15 protein-coding genes and 1 pseudogene are annotated in these 20,783 nt (G+C 73.7%); 7 read left to right on the top strand and 9 right to left on the bottom strand.

Annotated elements, in window-relative coordinates:
• Positions 1-17: 17 nt before the first annotated feature.
• From QFZ64_RS33180 to QFZ64_RS33155, 6 genes are all read right to left on the bottom strand, one after another.
• Positions 18-1,067, bottom strand: coding sequence for a serine protease (locus tag QFZ64_RS33180; protein WP_307071172.1), 1,050 nt, complete (start codon positions 1,065-1,067; stop codon positions 18-20).
• Between the two features lie 347 nt (positions 1,068-1,414).
• A complete protein-coding gene (locus QFZ64_RS33175; protein ID WP_307071171.1) occupies positions 1,415-2,095 on the bottom strand; it encodes a RecQ family zinc-binding domain-containing protein in 681 nt (226 codons plus the stop codon).
• A gap of 433 nt (positions 2,096-2,528) precedes the next feature.
• Positions 2,529-3,308 (bottom strand): alpha/beta fold hydrolase, encoded by a 780-nt coding sequence (locus QFZ64_RS33170; protein ID WP_307071170.1) that lies wholly within the window; start codon positions 3,306-3,308, stop codon positions 2,529-2,531.
• A 405-nt stretch (positions 3,309-3,713) separates the two neighbouring features.
• Positions 3,714-4,136, bottom strand: coding sequence for a DUF6003 family protein (locus QFZ64_RS33165; RefSeq protein ID WP_307071169.1), 423 nt, complete (start codon positions 4,134-4,136; stop codon positions 3,714-3,716).
• Between the two features lie 195 nt (positions 4,137-4,331).
• Complete coding sequence (locus tag QFZ64_RS33160; RefSeq protein WP_307071168.1) at positions 4,332-4,739, bottom strand: DUF4190 domain-containing protein; 408 nt, start codon at positions 4,737-4,739, stop codon at positions 4,332-4,334.
• Between the two features lie 126 nt (positions 4,740-4,865).
• Positions 4,866-5,915, bottom strand: a complete 1,050-nt coding sequence (locus tag QFZ64_RS33155) for a LacI family DNA-binding transcriptional regulator (protein ID WP_307071167.1) — start codon at positions 5,913-5,915, stop codon at positions 4,866-4,868.
• Positions 5,916-6,180: 265 nt separating this feature from the next.
• On the opposite strand from QFZ64_RS33155, the pseudogene QFZ64_RS33150 reads away from it, so the two are divergent.
• From QFZ64_RS33150 to QFZ64_RS33125, 6 genes and pseudogenes are all read left to right on the top strand, one after another.
• Positions 6,181-7,474, top strand: a pseudogene (locus tag QFZ64_RS33150) (ABC transporter substrate-binding protein).
• A gap of 8 nt (positions 7,475-7,482) precedes the next feature.
• The gene (locus QFZ64_RS33145; RefSeq protein WP_307071166.1) at positions 7,483-8,487 is read left to right on the top strand and encodes a carbohydrate ABC transporter permease; all 1,005 of its coding nucleotides are present in this window, start codon (positions 7,483-7,485) and stop codon (positions 8,485-8,487) included.
• Positions 8,484-9,407: a carbohydrate ABC transporter permease gene (locus tag QFZ64_RS33140; RefSeq protein WP_373430708.1), complete on the top strand. Its 924-nt coding sequence runs from the start codon at positions 8,484-8,486 to the stop codon at positions 9,405-9,407. The genes QFZ64_RS33145 and QFZ64_RS33140 overlap by 4 nt, the downstream gene beginning before the upstream one ends.
• Before the next feature lie 64 nt (positions 9,408-9,471).
• Positions 9,472-10,710 carry a glycosyl hydrolase gene (locus QFZ64_RS33135; RefSeq protein WP_307071165.1) on the top strand — a complete coding sequence of 413 codons (1,239 nt, stop codon included), beginning with the start codon at positions 9,472-9,474 and terminating at the stop codon, positions 10,708-10,710.
• A gap of 128 nt (positions 10,711-10,838) precedes the next feature.
• Complete coding sequence (locus tag QFZ64_RS33130) at positions 10,839-12,893, top strand: endo-beta-N-acetylglucosaminidase (protein WP_307071164.1); 2,055 nt, start codon at positions 10,839-10,841, stop codon at positions 12,891-12,893.
• 39 nt (positions 12,894-12,932) lie between these two features.
• Positions 12,933-15,953, top strand: coding sequence for a glycoside hydrolase family 38 C-terminal domain-containing protein (locus QFZ64_RS33125; RefSeq protein ID WP_307071163.1), 3,021 nt, complete (start codon positions 12,933-12,935; stop codon positions 15,951-15,953).
• A 75-nt stretch (positions 15,954-16,028) separates the two neighbouring features.
• On the opposite strand, the gene QFZ64_RS33120 is transcribed toward QFZ64_RS33125, so the two are convergent.
• From QFZ64_RS33120 to QFZ64_RS33110, 3 genes are all read right to left on the bottom strand, one after another.
• A complete protein-coding gene (locus QFZ64_RS33120) occupies positions 16,029-16,574 on the bottom strand; it encodes an isochorismatase family cysteine hydrolase (protein WP_307071162.1) in 546 nt (181 codons plus the stop codon).
• Positions 16,575-16,659: 85 nt separating this feature from the next.
• The gene (locus QFZ64_RS33115; RefSeq protein ID WP_307071161.1) at positions 16,660-17,007 is read right to left on the bottom strand and encodes a PRC-barrel domain containing protein; all 348 of its coding nucleotides are present in this window, start codon (positions 17,005-17,007) and stop codon (positions 16,660-16,662) included.
• Between the two features lie 153 nt (positions 17,008-17,160).
• Positions 17,161-18,279 (bottom strand): hypothetical protein, encoded by a 1,119-nt coding sequence (locus tag QFZ64_RS33110; protein WP_307071160.1) that lies wholly within the window; start codon positions 18,277-18,279, stop codon positions 17,161-17,163.
• A 138-nt stretch (positions 18,280-18,417) separates the two neighbouring features.
• Between QFZ64_RS33110 and QFZ64_RS33105 the strand changes: the two genes are divergently transcribed.
• Positions 18,418-20,778 carry a large ATP-binding protein gene (locus QFZ64_RS33105; protein ID WP_307071159.1) on the top strand — a complete coding sequence of 787 codons (2,361 nt, stop codon included), beginning with the start codon at positions 18,418-18,420 and terminating at the stop codon, positions 20,776-20,778.
• Positions 20,779-20,783: the final 5 nt, after the last annotated feature.

Here is a 20,783-nt window from a genome sequence, read left to right as displayed (position 1 = left end):
CCGGTGAACCCGCCGGGTCAGGAACCCGCCGCGTTGTAGGCGCCCGCGGCCTCCTTGCCGTAGTACGGGTGGTACTCGTAGGAGCCGACGCTGATGCTGATGTTGCCGATCTGCATGCCGCCGCCGCTCGCGGTGTCGAAGCCCGCCAGGAAGGCACCGCCGCTGGAGCCGCCGGTCTGCACGCAGTCGATGCCCCAGACGCCGCCGCCGGCGTGTCCGCCCTGGAAGACCTCCGTGCCGGCGCACCAGTTCATCTGCTCACCGCCCCCCTCGGCCGCGGAGCCGCCGTAGCCGAAGGACCGCACGTACTGTCCGGGCGCCTGGTCGAACCCGATGCCCTGGCCGCCGACCGTGTCCACGAGTCTGCGGCCGTTCACCGTGCCGACGGTGACGAAGGCCGCGTCCCAGGCCGCGTCGGAGTCGCCGATGCGCTGCGGCTCCCAGTGCAGCGAGGTCGCGGCGAAGGTCCCGAAGGGGCGGTTGCCGTGGTCGTAGCCGGGGATGAAGACCCAGTTCGTGTACGCGGTGCCGTCGGTGTCCACGACGCAGTGCCCCGCCGTGGCCACCACGGACTTGTTGCCGCTGTTCACCGCGTCACCACTGCACGCGTACGTGCCGCCGTTCTTGGGGTTGTAGAAGAACACCTTGCCCGCGGTGGTGGAGATGAGGCCGCCGCCGGTCCAGCGCTGCGGTGCGCTCGCCGCGAGACGCGGGGAGGTGTCGGTCTTCTCGGCGGCGGTGGTCCGGGCGGGACCGCCGACGGGCTGCGCCGCGGGGACGGAGGTCGGGTGCGCCGCACGGGGCTCGGGGGTGCGGGCCGGGTCGTGCCGCCCCGTGGTGGAGGCGGTCGCGTCGAGGTCGACGGCATGGACCAGGCGCTCGGGCGTCCAGAACTTCAGGGCGTCACGCTGCTGTTGGGCACCGACCCGGGCCGAGGAGTCGGAGGCGGACCGTGCGGTGGCGGCGGGCGCGGAGCGTGCGGAAGCGGTGGGGGCGGCGCCCAGCCCCAGTGAGCCCAGTAGGGCTCCCAGTATGACGAGACTTGCCGTGCGGCGGCGCGTTGACAACGTTGTCCTCCTGTGGTCCGACGGCCGGAGCCGGTGGGGTTCGGGTGCGCATCGCGGAGGGATGCGGGGAGTCGGCGGGGCCGCCCGGCAAAGACGCGGGTGGGGGGCGCACGGACGGAGGGGGCCGATGAAGAGGAGCATGAGCATGAGACGTGTCCACGTCAATATCAGGTCCAGACCATTGGCCGGTTCTCGCCGCTCAGGCCGAAAAGACGTCCCAGGCCGTAGGAGAGGGGCCGCGACATGTTCGCGGCCCCCTTTTTCCGGGCTTCGGGCTGTGGCGGGCTCGGGCTGTGACGGGCTCGAGTTGAGGGAGGGCTGAGGGCGGCCCCGGCTTCACCCGCGGGTCACGGGGCGGGGGGCTCCTGCGGGTCCGGGCGCCGTTCGACCTCGAGCAGGTCCTCGCGTTCGGCAAGGGTCTCCAGGGAGAGCGTGCGGTAGCCGTGGGTGTCGAAGAGGACCGTGATGCGGTCGCCCTCCTCGCTGAGGACTGTGCCCTCGCCCCACTGGTCGTGCCGCACCTGGGAGCCGACCGGGTAGCCGGCCGCCGCGGGGTGGGGCGCGGTCGCCGGCCCGTCGCCGTCCCCGCCGCGTTCGGCCGCCTCGCAGGCGTCGCAGTTGCCGCACGGCGCCTCGTACTCCTCGCCGAAGTAGCCGAGCAGGAAGCGGCGGCGGCACCCGGTGGTCTCGGCGTAGGCGCGGGCCATGCCGACGCGGGAACGGTCGGTGCGCCGGTGGGCCTCGGCCGTCTCCTCGGCCCGCGCCACGGCGGCGCCGGGCGCGGTGCCGGGGTCGGGGGTCACCTCCCCGCCCGCGCCGGTGGTGACCGCGCCGGCCTCCTCCAGCAGGTTGACCGCGGTGGTGACGCGGTTCCGGGACAGCCCCGTGTCCTCGCGCAGCCCGTCGAGGTCCACGCCGTCCCCGCCGTCCCCGCCGCCCGCGCTGTCCGCGGTGTGCTCGTGGACGGCGCCGGCGACTACGGCGAGGGTGTCGTGGCCGGGGGCGCGGCCGGCGAAGTACGCCTGCATGCCGGTGTCCTCGGCCCACGCGGCGGTGAGGTCGGAGTTGACGGCGACGGCACCGGTGCCCTCGGGGAGGCCGGCGATCTGGTCGCGCTGGAGAGCGAGCAGGGGGAGACGACCACGACGGGCCCGTCGAGCAGGGTGCCGGGCACCTGGTGGATGGCGGACTTCCCGGAGCCGGTCGGCACGACGACGAGGGTGTCGGTGCCGGCGAGTACCGCCTCCGTGGCGGCGAGCTGGGCGGGGGGAGGCGGTCCCGGCCGAAGACCTCCGCGGTTGTCTCACGGAGGCGGGCGGCGACGTCGTCCGCCCTGCATGGTGTGGTCCGGTGTGGTCCGGCTCATGTCCCGCTCCCTGGTGTCGCGCGCGGTCCGCGCGGTGTCGGGACCGCGCCGCGACGGAGTGGTCCGGTACCCGGGGACGCGGCGGCCACTCGCGTTCAGGGGCTGTCCTCGTCGCCGCCCCGCGCGCGGCTCAGCAGGCGGGCCGTGGGGTGCGGGTCGGCGTACGGGAAGGCGTGGGCGCCGGGCAGGACGACGGGGGTGCCGTGCGGGGCGCGGCGGGCCAGGGCGCGGATCCAGTCGGGCGGGCTGAGCGCGTCGTGCACTCCGCCGGCCACCGTGACCGGGTGGGAGACGGCGCGCAGGGTGTCCTCGGGGGCGTCGGCCTGGGCCGAGCGGAGGTACCGCACGAGGCGTCCGGCACCGGCCCTGGCGTAGGACGGCAGCAGCGTGGGCAGTACGGCGGGCGACTCCCACAGGGCGGTGCGGGCGAACGCGGCGGCCATGGGAGCGGGGCGCCGCAGGGCGGGCGGGAAGGTGGGTGCCAGCAGCACCAGGGCGTGCACCCGTTCCGGGGCCAGCAGGGCCGCGCGCAGGGCGACCTGGGCGCCGGTGGAGTGCCCGGCGAGGACGACGGGCGGCCCGGCGAGGGCGGCCAGCCATCCGGCCACCGTGACGGCGAGCGGTTGCAGGGCGGCGGGGCGCACCGGGCGGCGCGGGTCGTCGAAGCCGGGGACGTCCAGCAGCCGGACCGGTCCGCGTTCGGCGCAGCACCGGGCCGTGCGCAGCAGATAGCCGGGGGCGCCGAGCCCCGGGACGAGCACCACCGGTCGGCCGTCCGGTCCGGGGCGGCCGGCGCCGAGGGTGCGCACGGTGTGCGGTCCGGCGGCGGGCTCGTGGCGGACGTACAGGACGGGGGCGGGGCGCTCGGTCGGCATTCCTCCACGGGTACCCGGGTGTCCGGGCCGGGAGACCCCGGGGGTCCGGGCAGAAAAAAGAGCCCCGGCCGGACGGGGGAGGCCAGCCGGGGCTCGTACAGGGTGACGTGCGGAGGGCGGTCGCCTCGCGGCGAAAGGCTCCATGGGGCTTCAGCCGAACGATCTTCCCCATGGGCGGAGGATGAGGCCCGGGGACACTGTTCCCTCCGCAGTCACATACACAAGAACGGCCGACCGCGCCGGATTGTTCCGCCCCCGCCCACCACCGCGGGTGAGGTGAACCACATGCTCCGCAGGGCTCCGTCGGCGGCCGGGGCGGGCCCTCGCCGCCCGTCGCCCGGGGCGGACCCCCACCGTGGGAGGCCCCGGCGGCGGGCGGGTCGGGGCGCAGCTCCCCGGACGCGGTCAGGACGTAGACGCCTTGATCGTCGCCAGGTCCTCGCCGCTCAGCTCCGCGATCCGGTGCGCGGGTACACCGGCCGCCGCGGCGCGGGCGAGCAGCGTCTGCCTGCCGTCCGCGGACGACCGGTAGGCCAGTAGTTCCTCCTCCAGCCGGGAGACGTCCTGCGGTGCGGCACGGTGACGCAGGCGGCTCAGTTCCTCGTCGCCGAGCGGGACGGGCAGCCGCTCGGCCCCCTCGGGAATGGCCGAGGTCTCCTCCGGCGGCAGCAGCCGCAGGCGCGGCGAGGAGGACGTCACCCCCTGCGCGTCCAGCCATCCCTGTACGGCGGGGGTGCCCATGCAGGCCAGTTCCCCGACGGCCGCGGGGGGTACGCCCCACGCTCCGGCCGGGCCGTCCAGCAGTACGAGGTAGGCGTCGTCGGTCATCCTCGGTTCCTCCTGTGAACAAGGTCTGTGCCACGCCGGCGTCTGGAGACGTCGACGATGCCCTCCCCCTACCCTCCCCGGCCCGTTCCACGGCCGGAGGGCTTCCGGCGGTGGAACGGCCCCTCGTCAACTCCCGTCCGGAGCACGGCGGTCGGGGTCCGCCGGCATCCGGCCCCGGGTCCGCCGCGCGGGGCGTCACCGGTCGCTGATGTCCCGGTCGAAGTCCTTGGCGCACTGCTGCCGGTCGGACTTGCCGTCGGCGTGCTGGAGGCAGTCCTGGTAGCTCTTGAAGTCGTCGCTCTTGAACACGGCCACGCCCAGCGCGAGGAGCAGCGAGGACACCACGAGGGCCAGGGTGCCGATCACCGCGCCGACGACGGACATGATCCCGTTGGTGGCCAGGCCTCGCTTGCTGCGGCGGTGGCCGAGCACGCCGAAGATCAGCGCGAGCAGCCCCAGTACGATCCCGCCGAAGACGGTCCAGAACAGGGCGGCGCCCACCAGCCCCAGGACCAGTGCCGCGATGCCGAACCCGTTGCGGCGCGGGCCCGGGGCCGCGGGCTGCCCCTGCCTCGTCTCGTAGTGTTCTCCGGCCGACGTCATGCCTGTCACCTCCGATGTGAGAGACCGTCAGTTGCGGTCGCACACCGTGCGGGTGCCCTGCGAACGGCTTTCGACAACACCCGCGGGGCCGCGAACGTGGGCGGCGGTTCCGGACGCGCAGCGGCGTCAGCGGCCGCGGGCGGCGCCCGTGCTGTCCCGTTCGATCAGCCGCGGCACCGGCACCTGCACCGTCCGGGCCGGGCCGCCGTCGAGGAGGGCCATCAGCTCACCGGCGGCGGTGCGCCCGAACCCGACGGTATCCCGGGAGAGGGCGGACAGCCAGGGTTTGACCATGCGGCACAGGGCGGAGTCCTCCCAGGACACCACCGACAGGTCCGCCGGCACCGCGAAGCCCAGTTCCGTGGCCGCGGCGAGCCCGGCGACGGCCATCACGTCGTTGTCGTAGACGAGCGCGGTCGGCGGTTCGGCGGCGCCCAGGACGCGGCGGGTGGCGGCGGCGCTCTCCGCGTCCGAGTAGTCGGTGGTGACGGAGTGGACCCGTGCCGCCGGACCGTGCCGCTCGGCCTCGGTGCGCAGCGCGCGGATGCGCCGCTCGGTGTGGGCGAGCCGGGGCAGTCCGGCGATGTGCACGATGCGCCGGTGTCCGAGCGCGTACAGCCGGTCCACCAGCGAGGCCATCGCGCCGGCGTCGTCCGCCCACACCGTGGAGGTGCCGGGCTGCCGGGAGTCGGGGCCGCCGCCGATCACCACGGCCGGCAGGCCGAGTTCGCCGAGGAGGTCGGGCCGGGGGTCGTCGGCGCGCGGGTCGACCACCAGGACGCCGTCCACCCGGTGCTCGGCCCACCAGCGCCGGTAGACCGCACACTCGTCCTCGACGCTCTCCACCACCTGGAACAGCAGCCCGAGATGGCGTTCGGCCAGTACCTCCTGGATGCCCGAGATGAGCTGCAGGAAGAACGAGTCGACCCCCAGGGTGTCGGCGGGGCGGGCCACCACGAAGCCGACGGTGGCGGCGCCCTCCCCGGACAGTTGGCGGGCGGCGGTGCTGGGCCGCCAGCCGAGCTGTTCCGCGACCCTGCGTACCCGTTCGCGGGTGACCTCGGAGACTCCGGGCCGCCCGTTGAGCGCGAAGGAGACCGCGCTCTCGGAGACCCCCGCGCGCCGTGCGATGTCCTTCATCGTCGGCCGGCGCGCCGGTGACCGTCTGGCCGGCATCGGTACCACCCTCTCGCCCGGAACGGGAGACGTAACGAGAACGTACCCGTGGAACATACAACACGCCGACGGAACTAATGCGCTTCAGCGATCAAGGCTAAAGCGCATTAGTGATCTCCGGCAAGACCGCTCCCGCAACGCGCTGACATGCATGGACGAGCCACTAAAGCCTTTAGCGGTGCCGAATGCATTGACTTCCCCGCACGACGCGCGGCAAGGTCGCTGCCGTTCCCCTTTCCCGACACCGCAAGGGAGCCGTGTCACCGTGCCCCTCTCCCGCAGAGCCCTCGCCGCCGCTGCCGTCGTCGCCGTCGTCCTGCCACTGAGCGCCTGCGGCTCCGGGGACGACAAAGGCTCGTCCCTCCGACGCCTCCGGGAAGGTCCGGGGCGACATCACCTTCCAGACCTGGAACCTCCGGGCCAACTTCAAGTCGTACTTCGAAGGGGTCATCGCCGACTTCGAGAAGAAGTACCCGGACACCCATGTGAAGTGGGTGGACCAGCCCGCCGAGAACTACGCCGACAAGATCAGCGCGGACGCGGCCGGCGGCACCCTGCCCGACGTCGTCAACGTCTCCCCCGACCTCGTCGCCCCGCTCGCCAAGGCCGGTCTCGCGCTCGACCTGGACAAGGCCGCGTCGAAGTACCGCGAGGAGTACCTGCCCGGCGCCTGGGCGAGCCACCAGATACCGGGGGTGAAGGGCACGTACGCCTTCCCCTGGTACCTCAACACCGGCCCGCTGTTCTACAACAAGGCGCTGTTCCAGAAGGCCGGCCTCTCCCCGGGCCGGCCGCCGAAGACGTACGACGACCTCTTCGCCGACGCGCTGAAGATCTCCGACCGCACCGGCGGCAAGGTCGCCACGCTCGCCAACGTGCCCACCATCGAGGACTTCGGCCGCTACGGGGTCCCGTTGATGAACAAGGAGGGCACCGCGTTCACCTTCAACAACGCCAAGGGCGTGCAACTCCTCACCAAGTACAAGGAGTTGTACGACGCCAAGGCCCTTGACCCGCAGGCGCTGACCGCCACCCCGGAGTCGTCGGGCCGCAAGTTCCTCACCGAGGCCGTCGCCATGAACCCCGGCAGCGCCCTGGATCTCGGCAACTTCAAGAAGCAGGCGCCGCACCTGTACAAGAACATCGGCATCACCGACCAGATCACCAGCACCGGCCACGTCAACATGTACGTGATGGGTCTGATGGTGAACTCGCGCACCAAGCACACCCCGGCCGCGGTGGCGTTCGCGCACTACGTGACCGACGCCGAGCACCAGATGTCGTTCGCCAAGAAGGTCGCCATCTTCCCGAGCACCGCGGGCTCCCTCGAGGACCCGTACTTCACCAAGGAGGACGGCACCGACGAGACCCGGGTCCGGGTGGCCGCCGCCAAATCCCTGAAGACGGCGGTGAACTACACGCCGGTGCTGTTCAGCGACCAGATGAAGACGGAGCTCGGCAACTCGGTGGCCAGGGCGCTGCAGGGCAAGCAGAGCCCCAAGGAGGCGCTGGACGCCGCGGTGAAGGCCTGCGACCGGCTGCTCCAGCAGCAGGGCTGAGGCACCCGATGGCCACCTCCGCCTCTACCGCCACCCGGTCCCGCGGCCCGGGCCGGCCGGACCGGCCGGGCCCGCTGGGGCGCCTGGGCCGACTGGCCCGCCCGGGCGGCACGGCCGGCCCTCCCCCGCCGCCGGCTGTCCGGGTGCGGCGCCAACTGCCCACCAGTCCCTGGCTGTTCGCCGCTCCGGGGCTGCTGATCACCGCCGTCTTCATCCTGTACCCGTTCGTCTCCACGGTGATCAACTCCTTCACCGACCGCCGCACCCTGCTCCCCGGTCACTTCGTGGGGCTCGCCAACTTCCGCGAGCTGCTGCACGACGACATGTTCTGGATCGGACTGCGCAACAGCACGGTGTACGTCCTCGGTGTCGTCCCCGCGCTGGTGATCCTGCCGCTGCTGCTCGCCCTGCTCGTGCAGCGGAACATCCCCGGCATCGCCTTCTTCCGGTCCGTGTTCTACACCCCGGTCGTCGCCTCGGTCGTCGTGGTGGGGCTCATCTGGGTGTGGCTGCTGGACGAGCGCGGTCTGGTCAACTCGCTGCTCGAAGCGGTCGGGGTGGGCAAGGTCGGCTTCCTCAGCGACCAGTGGCTGCTGCTGTTCAGCGCGATGACGGTCACGGTGTGGAAGGGCCTCGGCTACTACATGATCATTTATCTCGCGGCGCTCGCCAACGTGCCCCGCGAGCTGCACGAGGCCGCCGCGGTGGACGGCGCGGGCGCGGTGCGCCGCTTCTTCACCGTCACCGTGCCGGCCGTGCGCTCCACGATGGTGCTGGTGGGCGCGCTGTCCTCGGTCGCCGCGTTCAAGGTGTTCTCCGAGGTGTACCTGATGGCGGGGCCCAACGGCGGCCCGGCGGGCGAGGACACCACCCTCGTCATGCTGGTGCAGCGCACCGGCACCGGCCTCTCCGGCCGGGTCGGCTACGCCTCCGCCCTCTCGCTGGTCGTGTTCGTGGTCGCCGTCGTCCTGATGCTGCTGGTGCTGCGCGCCGACCGGAGGGAGGAATCGTGAGCGCCGTCGAGAAGCCCACGACCCCGGCCCCCATTCCGGCCCCGGCCCCGGCCCCCGCTCGCGCACGCCGCCGGATCGCCGACGAGTACGGCCGCCGGGTGCGGGGGTGGGAGCTGGTGCTGCGCTACGTCCTGCTGCTCGCCGTACTGGCGCTGACCGCGGGCCCGTTCCTGTGGCAGCTGTCCACCTCCCTCAAGGGGCCCACGGAGGACATCTTCACCTCGCCGCCGAAGTTCCTGCCCAGCCATCCCACCCTCCACAACTACGCGCGGGTCTCGGAGACCATCCCGGTCTGGGACTACGTCCTGAACTCGCTGAAGGTGGCCGTCGGCAACGTCGTGACCAACTGCGTCGGTTCGGCCCTCGCCGGCTACGCCCTGGCCCGGCTGCGCTACCGGGGCCGCCGCGCCGCCACGCTGGTCTTCATCCTGGCGATGCTCGTGCCGGCCGAGGGCATCATCATCGCCCAGTTCACGACCATGCGGGAACTCGGCCTGAACAACACGCTCGTCGCCGTGGTCCTGCCCGGCAGCGTCGGCGCGCTGAACGTGCTGCTGATGCGCAACGCCTTCCTCAACGTGCCGTACGAGATCGAGGAGGCGGCCTACGTCGACGGCGCCAACGTCTGGCAGCGGTTCTGGCGCGTGGCGCTGCCCTCGGTGCGGGGCACCCTGGCCGTCGTCGCGATCTTCGCGTTCATGTTCTCCTGGGACGACTTCCTGTGGCCGCTCATCGTGCTCAGCGATCCGTCCAAGTACACCCTGACCATCGGTCTGAACTATCTGCACGGCACCTTCGCCAACGACGAACGCCTGGTCGCCGCCGGCACCATCATCGCGGTGGCCCCGCTGATCGTCCTGTTCGCCTGTCTTCAGCGGTACTTCTTCCGCGGTGTCGGTGAGGGCGCGGTCAAGGGCTGACCACCGCACCCGCCGCACGCCCTTCCTGCTACCCCGCGTCCCGTCCCCGCGTCCAAGGACACGTATGCCTGCTGCTGTGCGCTTCGGCGTCAACTACACCCCGAGCGAAGGGTGGTTCCACCACTGGCTCGACTTCGATCTGGACTCCGTGCGGGCGGACCTGGACTCCGTCGCGGCGCTCGGCGCCGACCACGTCCGGGTGTTCCCGCTGTGGCCCTACTTCCAGCCCAACCGCACGCTGATCCGCCCGCGCGCCGTCGAGGACCTGGTGCGGCTGGTGGACGCGGCCGCCGAGCGCGGGCTCGACGTCAACGTGGACGGGCTGCAGGGGCACCTGAGCAGCTTCGACTACCTGCCGGCCTGGACCCGCACCTGGCACCGGCGCAACCTGTTCACCGACCCCGAGGTGCTCGACGGCCAGGCGGCCTATCTGCGCACCCTCGCCGCCGCGCTCGCCGGCCGGCCCGGCTTCCTCGGCATGACCCTCGGCAACGAGGTGAACCAGTTCTCCGCCGGACCGCACCCCGACCCCGACCGGGCCACGGCGGAGCAGATCGACGCCTGGCTGACACGCATGCTCGCCGCCTGCGCGGAGGGCGCCCCCGGGGCGCTGCACCTGCACGCCGAGTACGACGCCACCTGGTACCAGGACGACATGCCGTTCACCCCCGCCCAGGCCGCCCGGCACGGCGCCATGACGGCCGTGCACTCCTGGGTCTTCGACGGCACCGCCCAGCGCCACGGCCGCACCTCGGTGCCCACCGAGCACCACGCCGCCTATCTGATCGAGCTGAGCAAGGCGTGGGCCGACGACGTGCGGCGGCCCGTGTGGCTCCAGGAGGTCGGCGCGCCCGCCCCGCTGATCCCCGCCGCGCACGCGGCCGCCTTCACCGAGGCGACGATCGCCGCCGCCCTGGACTGTCCCGGCCTGTGGGGCATCACCTGGTGGTGCTCCCACGACGTCTCCCGGGACCTCGCCGACTTTCCCGAACTCGAGTACGGCCTGGGCCTGTTGACCAACGACCGGCGGCCGAAGCCGAGCGCGGAGGTGTTCGCCCGCGCCGCCCGCGCGCACCCGTACGCCCCGAAGCCGCGCACCACCGCCCTGGTCGTGCCCGCCGATCCGGCCGTCCGCTCCCGGTGCGCCCCGGGCGGCGCGGTGTTCGAGGCGTTCTTCCGGCTGACCGCCGACGGCGTCCGTCCGACCACCGTCCTGGACAGCCGTGCCGACGACACCGCGCACCTCGCCGCGCGCGGCATCACGGAGGTCGTCACCCCCGACGAGGTGCTCGCCCCGTCGTAGGCCCGGCGGGGCGAGCACCTCGTCGCGTCCACGGCTCCTCCACGCCGAGGCACCCCACCGACCGCACAGCCCCGCACACCCCGCACAGCCCCCGTGAGGTACTCCCCCACCCCCAGGAGGAACCGCCCGTGACCCCCACCAGACGTGCCGTCCTGTTCACCGGCGCGGCCACCGCGACCGCCGCCCTGCTACCCCTGCCGTCCGCCACGGCGGCCGGCCCCGGCTCCCCCGCCGCCCTCCCTGCCGCGACCCCTCCGTTGGCCTCGTACTGGTACCCGGACTCGCTGCCCTCCGGTGAGCCCGGCGCCGGCATCACCTGGCGCGGACTGCGCGACTGGCGCGCGGAGGACGACCCCGACCTCGCGTTCAACGCCTCGACGGTGCCGCTCGCGCCCCGTTTCACCCCGGCCCCGGTCAACGACACCGCGCGCGCCGGTCAGGCCCGTATCCAGTCCCTGGTCTCCTTCGGGCCGACCTCGGGCAATCCCTCCCAGGGCTCCGCCACCGCCGACCACTACGCGCTCACCCACTGGGCGTACCTCGACGAGCTGGTGTTCTGGGGCGGTTCGGCGGGCGAGGGGCTGATCCTCGCGCCGAACGCGCCGATCGTGGACGCCGCCCACCGCCACGGCGTGCGTGTCCTCGGCAACGTCTTCCTGCCGCCCGTCGCCTACGGCGGACAGCTGCGGTGGACCCGCGACCTGGTGCGGAAGGACTCCGACGGGCATTACCCGCTCGCCGAGCGGCTGGTCGCGGTGGCCGCCGCGTACGGGTTCGACGGCTGGTTCGTCAACGCCGAGACGGGCGGCGGGGACGCCGCGCTGGGCGCCGACATGCTCGGTTTCATGACCGAGTTGAAGAGCCTCGCGGCAGCCCGCGGGCAGCGGGTGACCTGGTACGACGCGATGACGGTGAACGGGTCGGTGAGCTGGCAGGGCGCCCTGGACAGCGGCAACGAGGCGTTCTTCGAGAAGGCCGACGACATGTTCGTGGACTTCCGCTGGTCGGCGTCCTCCCTCGCCTCCTCCGGGCAGCTGGCCGAGCAGCTGGGCCGGGACCGCTACGAGCTGTGGGCCGGGGTGGACGTCGAGGCGAGCGGCTGGAACCGCTTCGTGAACTGGGACGCGATCGTCCCGGCGAACGCCCCGCACGTCACCTCGCTCGGTTTCTACCGGCCCGAGTGGACCCGCAACCACCTGCCCGCCGACCACACCCCGGCCGAGTTCCACGCCGCCGACGACCGCTTCTGGACCGGCCGTTCGCTCGACCCGGCCCACCCCGACACCACGGACGGCTGGCGCGCCCCGGCACTCTCCGTCGCCGACCGCTCGACGGTGAGCTCGGTGCCGTTCGCGAGCACCTTCAACACCGGTCACGGACTGCGCTGGTACGAGGCGGGGCGAGTGACCTCCGAGGCGCCCTGGAACCATCTGGGGCTGCAGGACAGGCTGCCGTCCCGGCGCTGGGTGGTGCGCACCGAGGGGGCACGGCCCCAGGTGGCGTTCGACTTCGAGGACGCCTGGCGGGGCGGCAGCAGCGTCCTGGTCTCCGGGACGCTCACCGCGCCCGTCACCCTGGATCTGTACGCGACGCGGCTGCCGCTGCGCGGGGGCGCGGTCGTCGACCTGGCCTACCGGGAGGACGGGGGCGGGGCGGCGGTCGCCGTGGAGCTCGCGGTGGCCACCGCCGAGCCCGCGGCCGGGGCGGCGCCGCCGTACACGTATCTGCCGGTACGGCCTCGGCACCACGGGCGGGTCGCGGACGGCTGGCGGACCGCCACCGTGCGGCTGCCGGGCCGTTCCGGATCGGTGCACGCACTCGGGGTCCGGCTCACCGCGGCCGACGGGACACCGGTCGCCTGGCGGCTGGGCGCCCTCGCCGTACGGCGCGCAGACCGGCCGGACCGCCGGCCCGCGCCGCCCACGGGGCTGCGGATCACCGCGGCCTCGGGGGGCGACCTGCGGTTCGGGTGGCGGCCGGCTCGTGGGCCGGTGCGGCAGTACACGCTGCACCGGGTGCTGTCCGACGGCACCCGGCGGTTCCTCGGCGGCACCTGCCAGCACGCGTTCTTCGTGCCCGGGCTCGTACCCGGGGAGGGGGAGCGGACGGCACGGTTCGAGGTGCGTACGGTGGGGGAGGTCTACACCGCATCGTCCCCGGCCCACGTCACACACACCTGGTGACCCGCACACTTCTGTCCAGACCCATGGAGAACGACACGCATGCATGACGACCGCAGCCTCGTGGAAGCCCGCCTCAAGCGCGTCCTCGAGGAACGCATCCGTCCCGCCGTGTACCCCGAGTCGGTACCGCTGGAAGTGGCGGTGTGGCACGCGCCCGGCGAGCCCGTCCCGGTGGCGGAGGGGCTCGCGGCCGAGCCCGCGCCCATCGAGGTGGGCGCCCGGTGGGGAGCGCCCTGGGGCACGAGCTGGTTCCGGGTGACCGGGACCGTGCCCGAGGCGTGGGCCGGGCGGACCGTGGAGGCCCTGCTCGACCTCGGCTTCGACGAGAACATGCCCGGCTTCCAGTGCGAGGGCCTCGTGTACCGGCCCGACGGCACCCCGGTGAAGGGCCTCAACCCGCGCAACCAGTGGGTGCGGATCGGCGCGCCCGTCGCCGGCGGCGAGGAGGTGCGCCTGCACGTCGAGGCCGCCTCCAACCCCGTCATCCTCGACTACCACCCCTTCCTGCCCACCCGGCTCGGCGACAAGGAGACGGCGGGCAGCGAGCCGCAGTACACGCTGACCCGGATGGACCTCGCCGTCTTCGACGAGACGGTGTGGCAGCTCGTGCTCGACCTGGAGGTGCTCGGCGAGCTGATGGCCGAGCTGCCGGTGGAGTCCGCCCGCCGGTGGGACCTCCTGCGCGCGGTCGAACGGGCCCTGGACGCCGTCGACCTCCAGGACGTGAACGGCACGGCCGGGCGGGCCCGGGAACGGCTCACCGAGGTGCTCTCCTCCCCCGCCGTACCCTCCGCGCACCGGATCAGCGCGGTCGGCCACGCGCACATCGACTCGGCGTGGCTGTGGCCGCTGCGGGAGACGGTGCGCAAGGTGGCCCGTACCACCGCCAACATGACCTCGCTGCTCGACGAGGAGCCGGACTTCGTCTTCGCGATGTCGCAGGCGCAGCAGTGGGCGTGGGTGAAGGAGCACCGGCCCGAGGTGTGGGCGCGGGTGAAGAAGGCGGTGGCGGACGGGCGGTTCGTGCCGGCCGGCGGGATGTGGGTGGAGTCGGACACCAACATGCCCGGTTCGGAGGCGATGGCCCGGCAGTTCGTGCACGGCAAGCGGTTCTTCCTCGACGAGTTCGGCATCGAGAACGAGGAGGCGTGGCTGCCGGACACCTTCGGCTTCGCCGCGGGGCTGCCGCAGATCATCAAGGCGGCCGGTTCGAAGTGGCTGCTGACGCAGAAGATCTCGTGGTCGCAGACGAACAAGTTCCCCCACCACACCTTCCAGTGGGAGGGCATCGACGGCACGCGGATCTTCACGCACTTCCCGCCCGTCGACACCTACAACTGCTCGATGCAGGGCCGGGAGATCGCGCACGCGGCCCGCAACTTCAAGGACAAGGGGGTCGCCCGGCACTCGCTGGCCCCGACCGGCTGGGGCGACGGGGGCGGCGGCACCACCCGCGAGATGGTCGCCAAGGCGGCCCGGATGCGGGACCTGGAGGGTTCGGCGACCGTCACCTGGGAGACGCCGGAGGCGTTCTTCCGCAAGGCGGAGGCCGAGTACCCCGAACCGCCGGTGTGGGTGGGTGAGTTGTACCTGGAGCTGCACCGGGCGACGCTCACCAGCCAGGCGCGCACCAAGCAGGGCAACCGGCGCAGCGAGCACCTGCTGCGCGAGGCCGAGCTGTGGGCGGCGACGGCCGCCGTGCGGACCGACTTCGCGTACCCGTACGAGGAGTTGGACCGGATCTGGAAGACGGTGCTGCTGCACCAGTTCCACGACATCCTGCCCGGCTCGTCCATCGCCTGGGTGCACCGCGAGGCGCGGGCCACGTACGAGCGGCTGGAGCGCGAGCTGACCGCGATCATCACGGCGGCGCAGGACGCGCTGGCCGGGAGCGGTGACGCGGAGCTGGTGTTCAACGCGGCCCCGCATGCCCGGCGCGGCATCCCGGCGGGCGGCGCCGGGCCGGTGGCCGTCGACGGGAGCACGGCGCTTCAGCCGCGTGACGGGGGCGGGTTCGTGCTGGACAACGGGCTGCTGCGGATCGAGGTGGACGCCCGGGGTCTCGTGCCCTCGGTGTACGACCTGGGCTCCGGCCGGGAGACCGTCGCCCCGGGCCGGCCGGCCAACCTGCTGCAGCTGCATCCCGACTTCCCGAACCAGTGGGACGCGTGGGACGTGGACGAGTTCTACCGCAACACGGTGACCGAGCTGACCGACGTGGAAGAGGTGAGCGCGGGCGAGGACGGGGCGTCCGTGCGCATCGTGCGGTCTTTCGGCGGTTCCCGGGTCGTCCAGGTGCTGTCGCTGGCGCCGGGCGAGCGGCGCCTCGTGGTGGACACGGAGGTGGACTGGCACGAGACGGAGAAGTTCCTCAAGCTGGCCTTCCCGCTCGACGTGCACGCCGAACGGTACGCGTCCGAGACGCAGTTCGGGCACTTCCACCGGCCGACGCACACCAACACGAGCTGGGAGGCGGCCAAGTTCGAGGCGTGCAACCACCGGTTCGTGCACGTGGCGGAGCCGGGGTGGGGCGTGGCGGTCGTCACCGACTCCACGTACGGCCACGACGTGACCCGTGCCGTGCGGCAGGGCGGCGGGCGGGGTGCCACCACCACGGTGCGGGTGTCGCTGCTGCGCGCCCCGCGCTTCCCCGACCCGGAGACCGACCAGGGCGTGCACCGCTTCCGGCACGCGCTGGTGCCGGGTGCGGAGATCGGGGACGCGGTGCGCGAGGGCTGGCGGGTCAATCTGCCGGAGCGGCGGGTGACGGGCGCGGGTCCGGTGGCGCCGCTGGTCTCGGTCGCGGAGGACGCGGTGGTCGTCACCGCGGTCAAGCTGGCCGACGACGGCAGCGGTGATGTGGTGGTCCGCTTCCACGAGGCCAACGGTGGCCGCTCCACGGCGACGCTCACGCCGGACTTCGACGTGGCGTCGGTGACGGTCACCGACCTGCTGGAGCGCGCGCTGCCGGACGCGCCGGCGCCCCGCTCGGAGGACGGCCGGCTCGTCCTGCCGCTGGGCCCGTTCGAGCTGGTGACGCTGCGGCTGAAGCGGGCGTAGCACGGCGCGGCCCGCCGCGCGGCCCCGTGCCCTTCCCGGGCTCGGGGCCGCGTCGGCCGGGCGCGTGCCCGCGCGTCAGGCCCGGTCCGTCCACAGGTCCGCGCTCTCGCACACCTCCGCGCCCATGTTCCGTTCCATCATCCGCAGCGCGGCCCGCGCCAGGTCCTCGTGGATGTGGGCGACGGCGTCGCGCGGCACGACCACGTCCAGGTGGCGGATGTGCGCGTCCAGCGCCGAGTACAGCACGCACTGCTCGGTGACCTGGCCGCACAGGACGAGCCGGTCGATGCCCTGCTGGCCGAGGAGGTAGCCGAGCGGGGTCTCGAAGAAGATCGAGTGGCGGGCCTTGACCACGAAGAGCGACGCGTCGTCGGGCCGTACGGGCTTCACGAGGTCGGCGTGCGGTCCGGCCAGCGCCCTGTCGAGCAGTTCGCCGTGGTGCGAGCGCCACTCGCCGAAGTTGTCGTTGACGTAGATGACGGGTGCGCCGTGCTCGCGCGCCCGGTCGAGCAGTCCCGCGACGGCCGGCACGACCGTCTTCACCGACGGCAGGAGCAGGTCGGCGTCGTCGTGATCGTAGGTGTTGATCATGTCGATGACGACGAGTGCGGTGGTGCCCATGCGCACCAGTCTCCCTCCGCTCTCCCCGGGTGTCCTGTCGGCCGTGCCCGGGGGTTCCGCCGGCCCGGGCACGGCGGACCCCCGCTCAGTGACCGGAGCCGTAGTGGCCGCCGAGCTGGTCGCGGTAGCGGGGGTCGCCCAGGTGCTTGTCCTCGTCGAACTCGGGGGCGGCCTTGATCTGCTCCTTGGTGCGGGCGACGTGCACGGTGCGGTCCTCGTTGTCGATGCCGGTGACCACGCCCGCGGGCAGCAGCACCTTCTTGCCGAGGATCCAGACGCCGGTGTCGACCACGAGGTACTGCGAGTCGACGTCGGCCGAGTGCTTGTCGACCTTGCCGATGTGGCCGTCGGCCGCCTCGACCCGGTAGCCGGTCAGATCGTCGTCCGGGGTGTGTCCGGCCGTCGGGGCGTAGCGCCACATGCCTTCTGTCACCGTGACCTCCGTGGGGTGTCGGTTCCTGGGCGCGGCCGGGTGCGGCCGCGTTGCCGGGCCGACTGCCCCGGGACGGGCGTTCCATTCCCGGAGGTGCCCCCGTGAGTGCCCTGGTGAGTGCCCCGGTGGGGGCTTGCCGCACCGGGGGCCGGGTCAGCGGGCGGCGCCCACGGGAGCGTCGAGGAGTTGGCGCAGGGGGCCCGGGGGGAGCAGGTCCCACAGGTGGCGCAGATCGTGGCGGGCCGCCGCGGCGAGGGGGTCGTCCTCGTGGTGCCGACCGTCGAGGAAGTCGCGCAGGGCGAGGTCGCCGCCCCGGGCCATGGTGTACGGGGGCACGGAGTGGCGGGTGAGGATCAGGGCACCCGGGTCGTCCGCGCCGGTGGCCCGCGCGAACCAGCGGCGTACGTCGTGGAAGTGGCGTTCCTGGAGACTGCCGACGTCGATCACCGCCGGATCGGCGGGGGCCGGGGTGCCGTGCCGCAGGGTGAGCGGCACGTGCGTCCGGTCGTGTGCGCGGTCGTGCACCAGGACGTGCGCCGCCGCGTACAGCAGGGTCTGCTCCTCGTGGCGGGCGCCGCCCTTGCCCTCCAGTCTGCGAAGGATCCGCGCGCGCCGGTCGGGCGGCAGCGCGGCCACGAGGTCGGTCAGCGCGCCCAGCACCCGCGGCGGCGCGGAGGCGCGGTACACGCTGTGGGCGGCCGGCCCCAGGAAGGACAGCAGCCGTTGCAGGCAGTGCGCGAGCAGTTCGGTCTGCTCGGCCACGGTCTCCTCGCCCAGCGCGTTGAGCCGGCCGCCCAGCGGCCCGGCGAGGACCACCTGGACGTGGCAGTCGCGATGGCCGCTCCCGGCCAGCCGGGCGGCCATCCGGACGGCCGGCAGGACATAGCTCAGCGCCCGCAGCGGGACCTGGGTGCTGGCGCCGTAGACCACCCGCAGGACCAGCGGGGCACGTGCCGCCGCGCCCGCCGCCCGCAGCAGGGGCGGCACCCCGTGCCGGGGCAGCCCGTGGACGTAGCCGGTGCGCCGGGCCTCCGGTCCGACGACCGCGTGCAGCACCCGTGGTCTGGTCCGGTTGAGCTCGGCGGTCTCCTCGGCCGACGGGGGGAAGACGGGTGCGGGGGCGGCGCGCAGCAGGCGCCGGGCCTCCTCCTCGGCCAGTGGTCTGGCCTCGTTGTCGTGTCCCAGGACCGGAACCCCGCGCAGGATCGCGGCGAGAAGGTTCTCCTGTTTCTTCCCCAGGGGCGGCGCTGCCCCTTCGGACACATCGAGCATGTCACCGTACATTTCTTCGAACTGTTCTGACGGATCGTCAGGTGCTGCGGCGGATTCTGCCACGCCCGTCGCCCGGCGCAGTGCCAGACTGGTACGTGAAGCGGGTGCGCAAGCCGAACTACGGGGGAAGTGGTGTCCGTGTACCGCTATGCCGTCAGCTATTTGCGTGGTCGGGACGAGGCCTGGGTGGCCCGTTTCCTGTACGAGCTGCGCAGACGGCTGGACGCGTCCATGGGCCCGCAGTTCACCCGTGTCCCGGCGCCGCCCCCGCGGGACGCGCGCCGCACGGCGCCGGCCGAGTCGCCCGGCGTGGCCACCGCCGACGTCGTGCTGGCCCTGTGCAGTCCCTCCTATTTCAGCGAGGGCCCCGCCGACCAGGACTGGGCGGTCCTCGCGCACCGCCAGACGCTGGGCCAGGCCCGTACCGGCACCGCGCCCCGCACGGCGCTGCCGCTGCTGTGGGAGCCGATCCCGCAGCGGCTGCCGGAACCGGTCGCGGCGGCCGACGTCCTGACGGCCGGGCAGTCGCCGGAGTACCGCTCGCTGGGGCTGGCCCTGCTCACCATGCAGGCACCCCGGTACCGCGGAGCCCTGGACGAGGTCCTCACGGCGATCGTCGCACACATGAACGAGGCGGTCAGGAGTGGTACGACGGCACCGCCGCTGCCCGACCGGTCGGCGGGCGAGCCGCCCCGCGCACTCGCGGTGGACGACAACGTGTTCACCGAGGAGTTCCGCAAACACCTGGCACCGGCCGTGCCCGCACCCCGGGTCCCCCGCACCCTGGTGGCCGACGACGGCGCGGACGAGACCGTACCCGCCGAACTGCTGCCCGAACTGGGCCGGCGGCTGCTTCTGGTCGGGCCCCTGGGAGCGGGACACAGCACCGAACTGGCCCGGCTGGCCGGGCGGGCGCTCGACGCCGTCCCGCACACCCCGGCCGGCTCCGAGCGGGCGCCCTGGGGCTGCCGGATCCCGTTCGTGCTCTCCGCCCGCTCGGGGGCGCTCCCGGACCTGGACGGGCTGGTGCCCGCCCTCGCCCCGGGGGCCGCCGCCCGGGAGCCCGCCGGCTGGGCGGCCCGTCAACTGCGCGCCGGGCACGCCTTCGTCGCCGTCGACGACCTCGACGCGGTGCCCTCCCGCAACCGCACCGCCGTCTGGGAGTCCCTGCTGCGCCTGCTGCGCGCCCACCCGCAGGCACCGTGCGTCATCGCCACCAACGGGGCCACCGTGCCCTGGGAGCGGCTGGGCTCCGAGTTCCGCACCGTCCGCCTGCGCGCCCTGGCCCCGGCGGGCGTCCGGGCCCTGCTGGAGTCCCTGGCCGGCGGCGGCGACCGGCGGGCGTCGCAAGCACTGACGCGGCGGCTGGACGAGGACCCGGTGCTCTCCGGTGTCGCGGGGCGCCCGGCCGCCACCGCGGCGATCTGGCGGGCCTCCCGGGCACACGCCCTGCCGGGTCCGCCCCCGCGACACCAGCTCCTGCGGGCCGGGATCTCCGCCGGGTGGCGGCGCGCCCGGCCGGAACCCGGCGGGGTGCCCCCGGTGCGTGAGGACGGGGCCGCGGTGCCGGACAGCGTGCTGCGCACGGCCTGCGGCAGCCTGGCCGTGGCCACCCTGGACATGGACGGCGCGCGCATCCCGCTGCGCACGGCGCTGGACGCGCTGCGCGACCGCGGCACCCGCGCGGCCGGTGCCGCCCCGGCGCCCGACCGGCTGCTGGCCGCCCTCGCGGACCGTACGGGCACGCTCTACCAGCCCGGCCCCGACACGGTCGCGTTCTCCGACCCCGCGGTCCGCACCTTCCTGGCGGCCCACCATCTGGCCGGCGCCGAACCCGCGGACGCCGCGCGCCTCATGGCCCGCGCCGGGTACACCGAGCTGGAGGAGCTGCTGCGGGAGGTGCGGGCGGCACGGAACAGCAAGGAGCCGCGCGGCCTGCTGACCGCGGGCCACCGCCCGCTCCGCCGGCTGCCGACGGCCCGGCCCGCGGGACCCGCCCCGGTGCGGCGCGCCGTCGTCCGCTCCGCCGGGGAACTGCGCGCGCTCGCCGACGCCGGTTCCGATGGCCCGGAACTGTGGTGCGAGGGAACGGTGGAGGGCCTGGACGAGCTGCTGCCGCGAATGCGCGGCCTGCGCACGCTGGTCCTCACCGACGACCCCGCGCGCACCGCGCTCCCCCCGCTGGACGCCTGCCCCCGGCTGCGCGCGCTGCGGGTGGTGCGCTGCCCCGCGCTGACCGACTGGACGGCCCTCGCGTCCTCCACGGTCATGTTCCTCACTCTGGAACCGTGGCCGGACGGCGGGCCGGTGCCGGAGGGTCTGTACGACATGCCCTGGCTCAGCCAGGTCGACCTGGTGTCGCCGGGAGCACGGCCGTCCGCGCGCGCCGGGGCGCACGCCGTTCCCCGGCCGGGCGGAACGCCCAGGCAGGGGGCGGCGTTCCCCGGTGTGCGGGTGGTGCGTCCGGGCCGGGCCCGCGGAGGCAATCTTCAGCACTGACGGAG

It is taken from the genome of Streptomyces sp. B3I8, from assembly GCF_030816915.1.
In the GTDB taxonomy this organism is placed as follows: Bacteria; Actinomycetota; Actinomycetes; order Streptomycetales; family Streptomycetaceae; genus Streptomyces.
The sequence above is the reverse complement of the archived record's forward strand: the minus strand, read 5'-3'. Positions and strand labels throughout refer to the sequence as shown.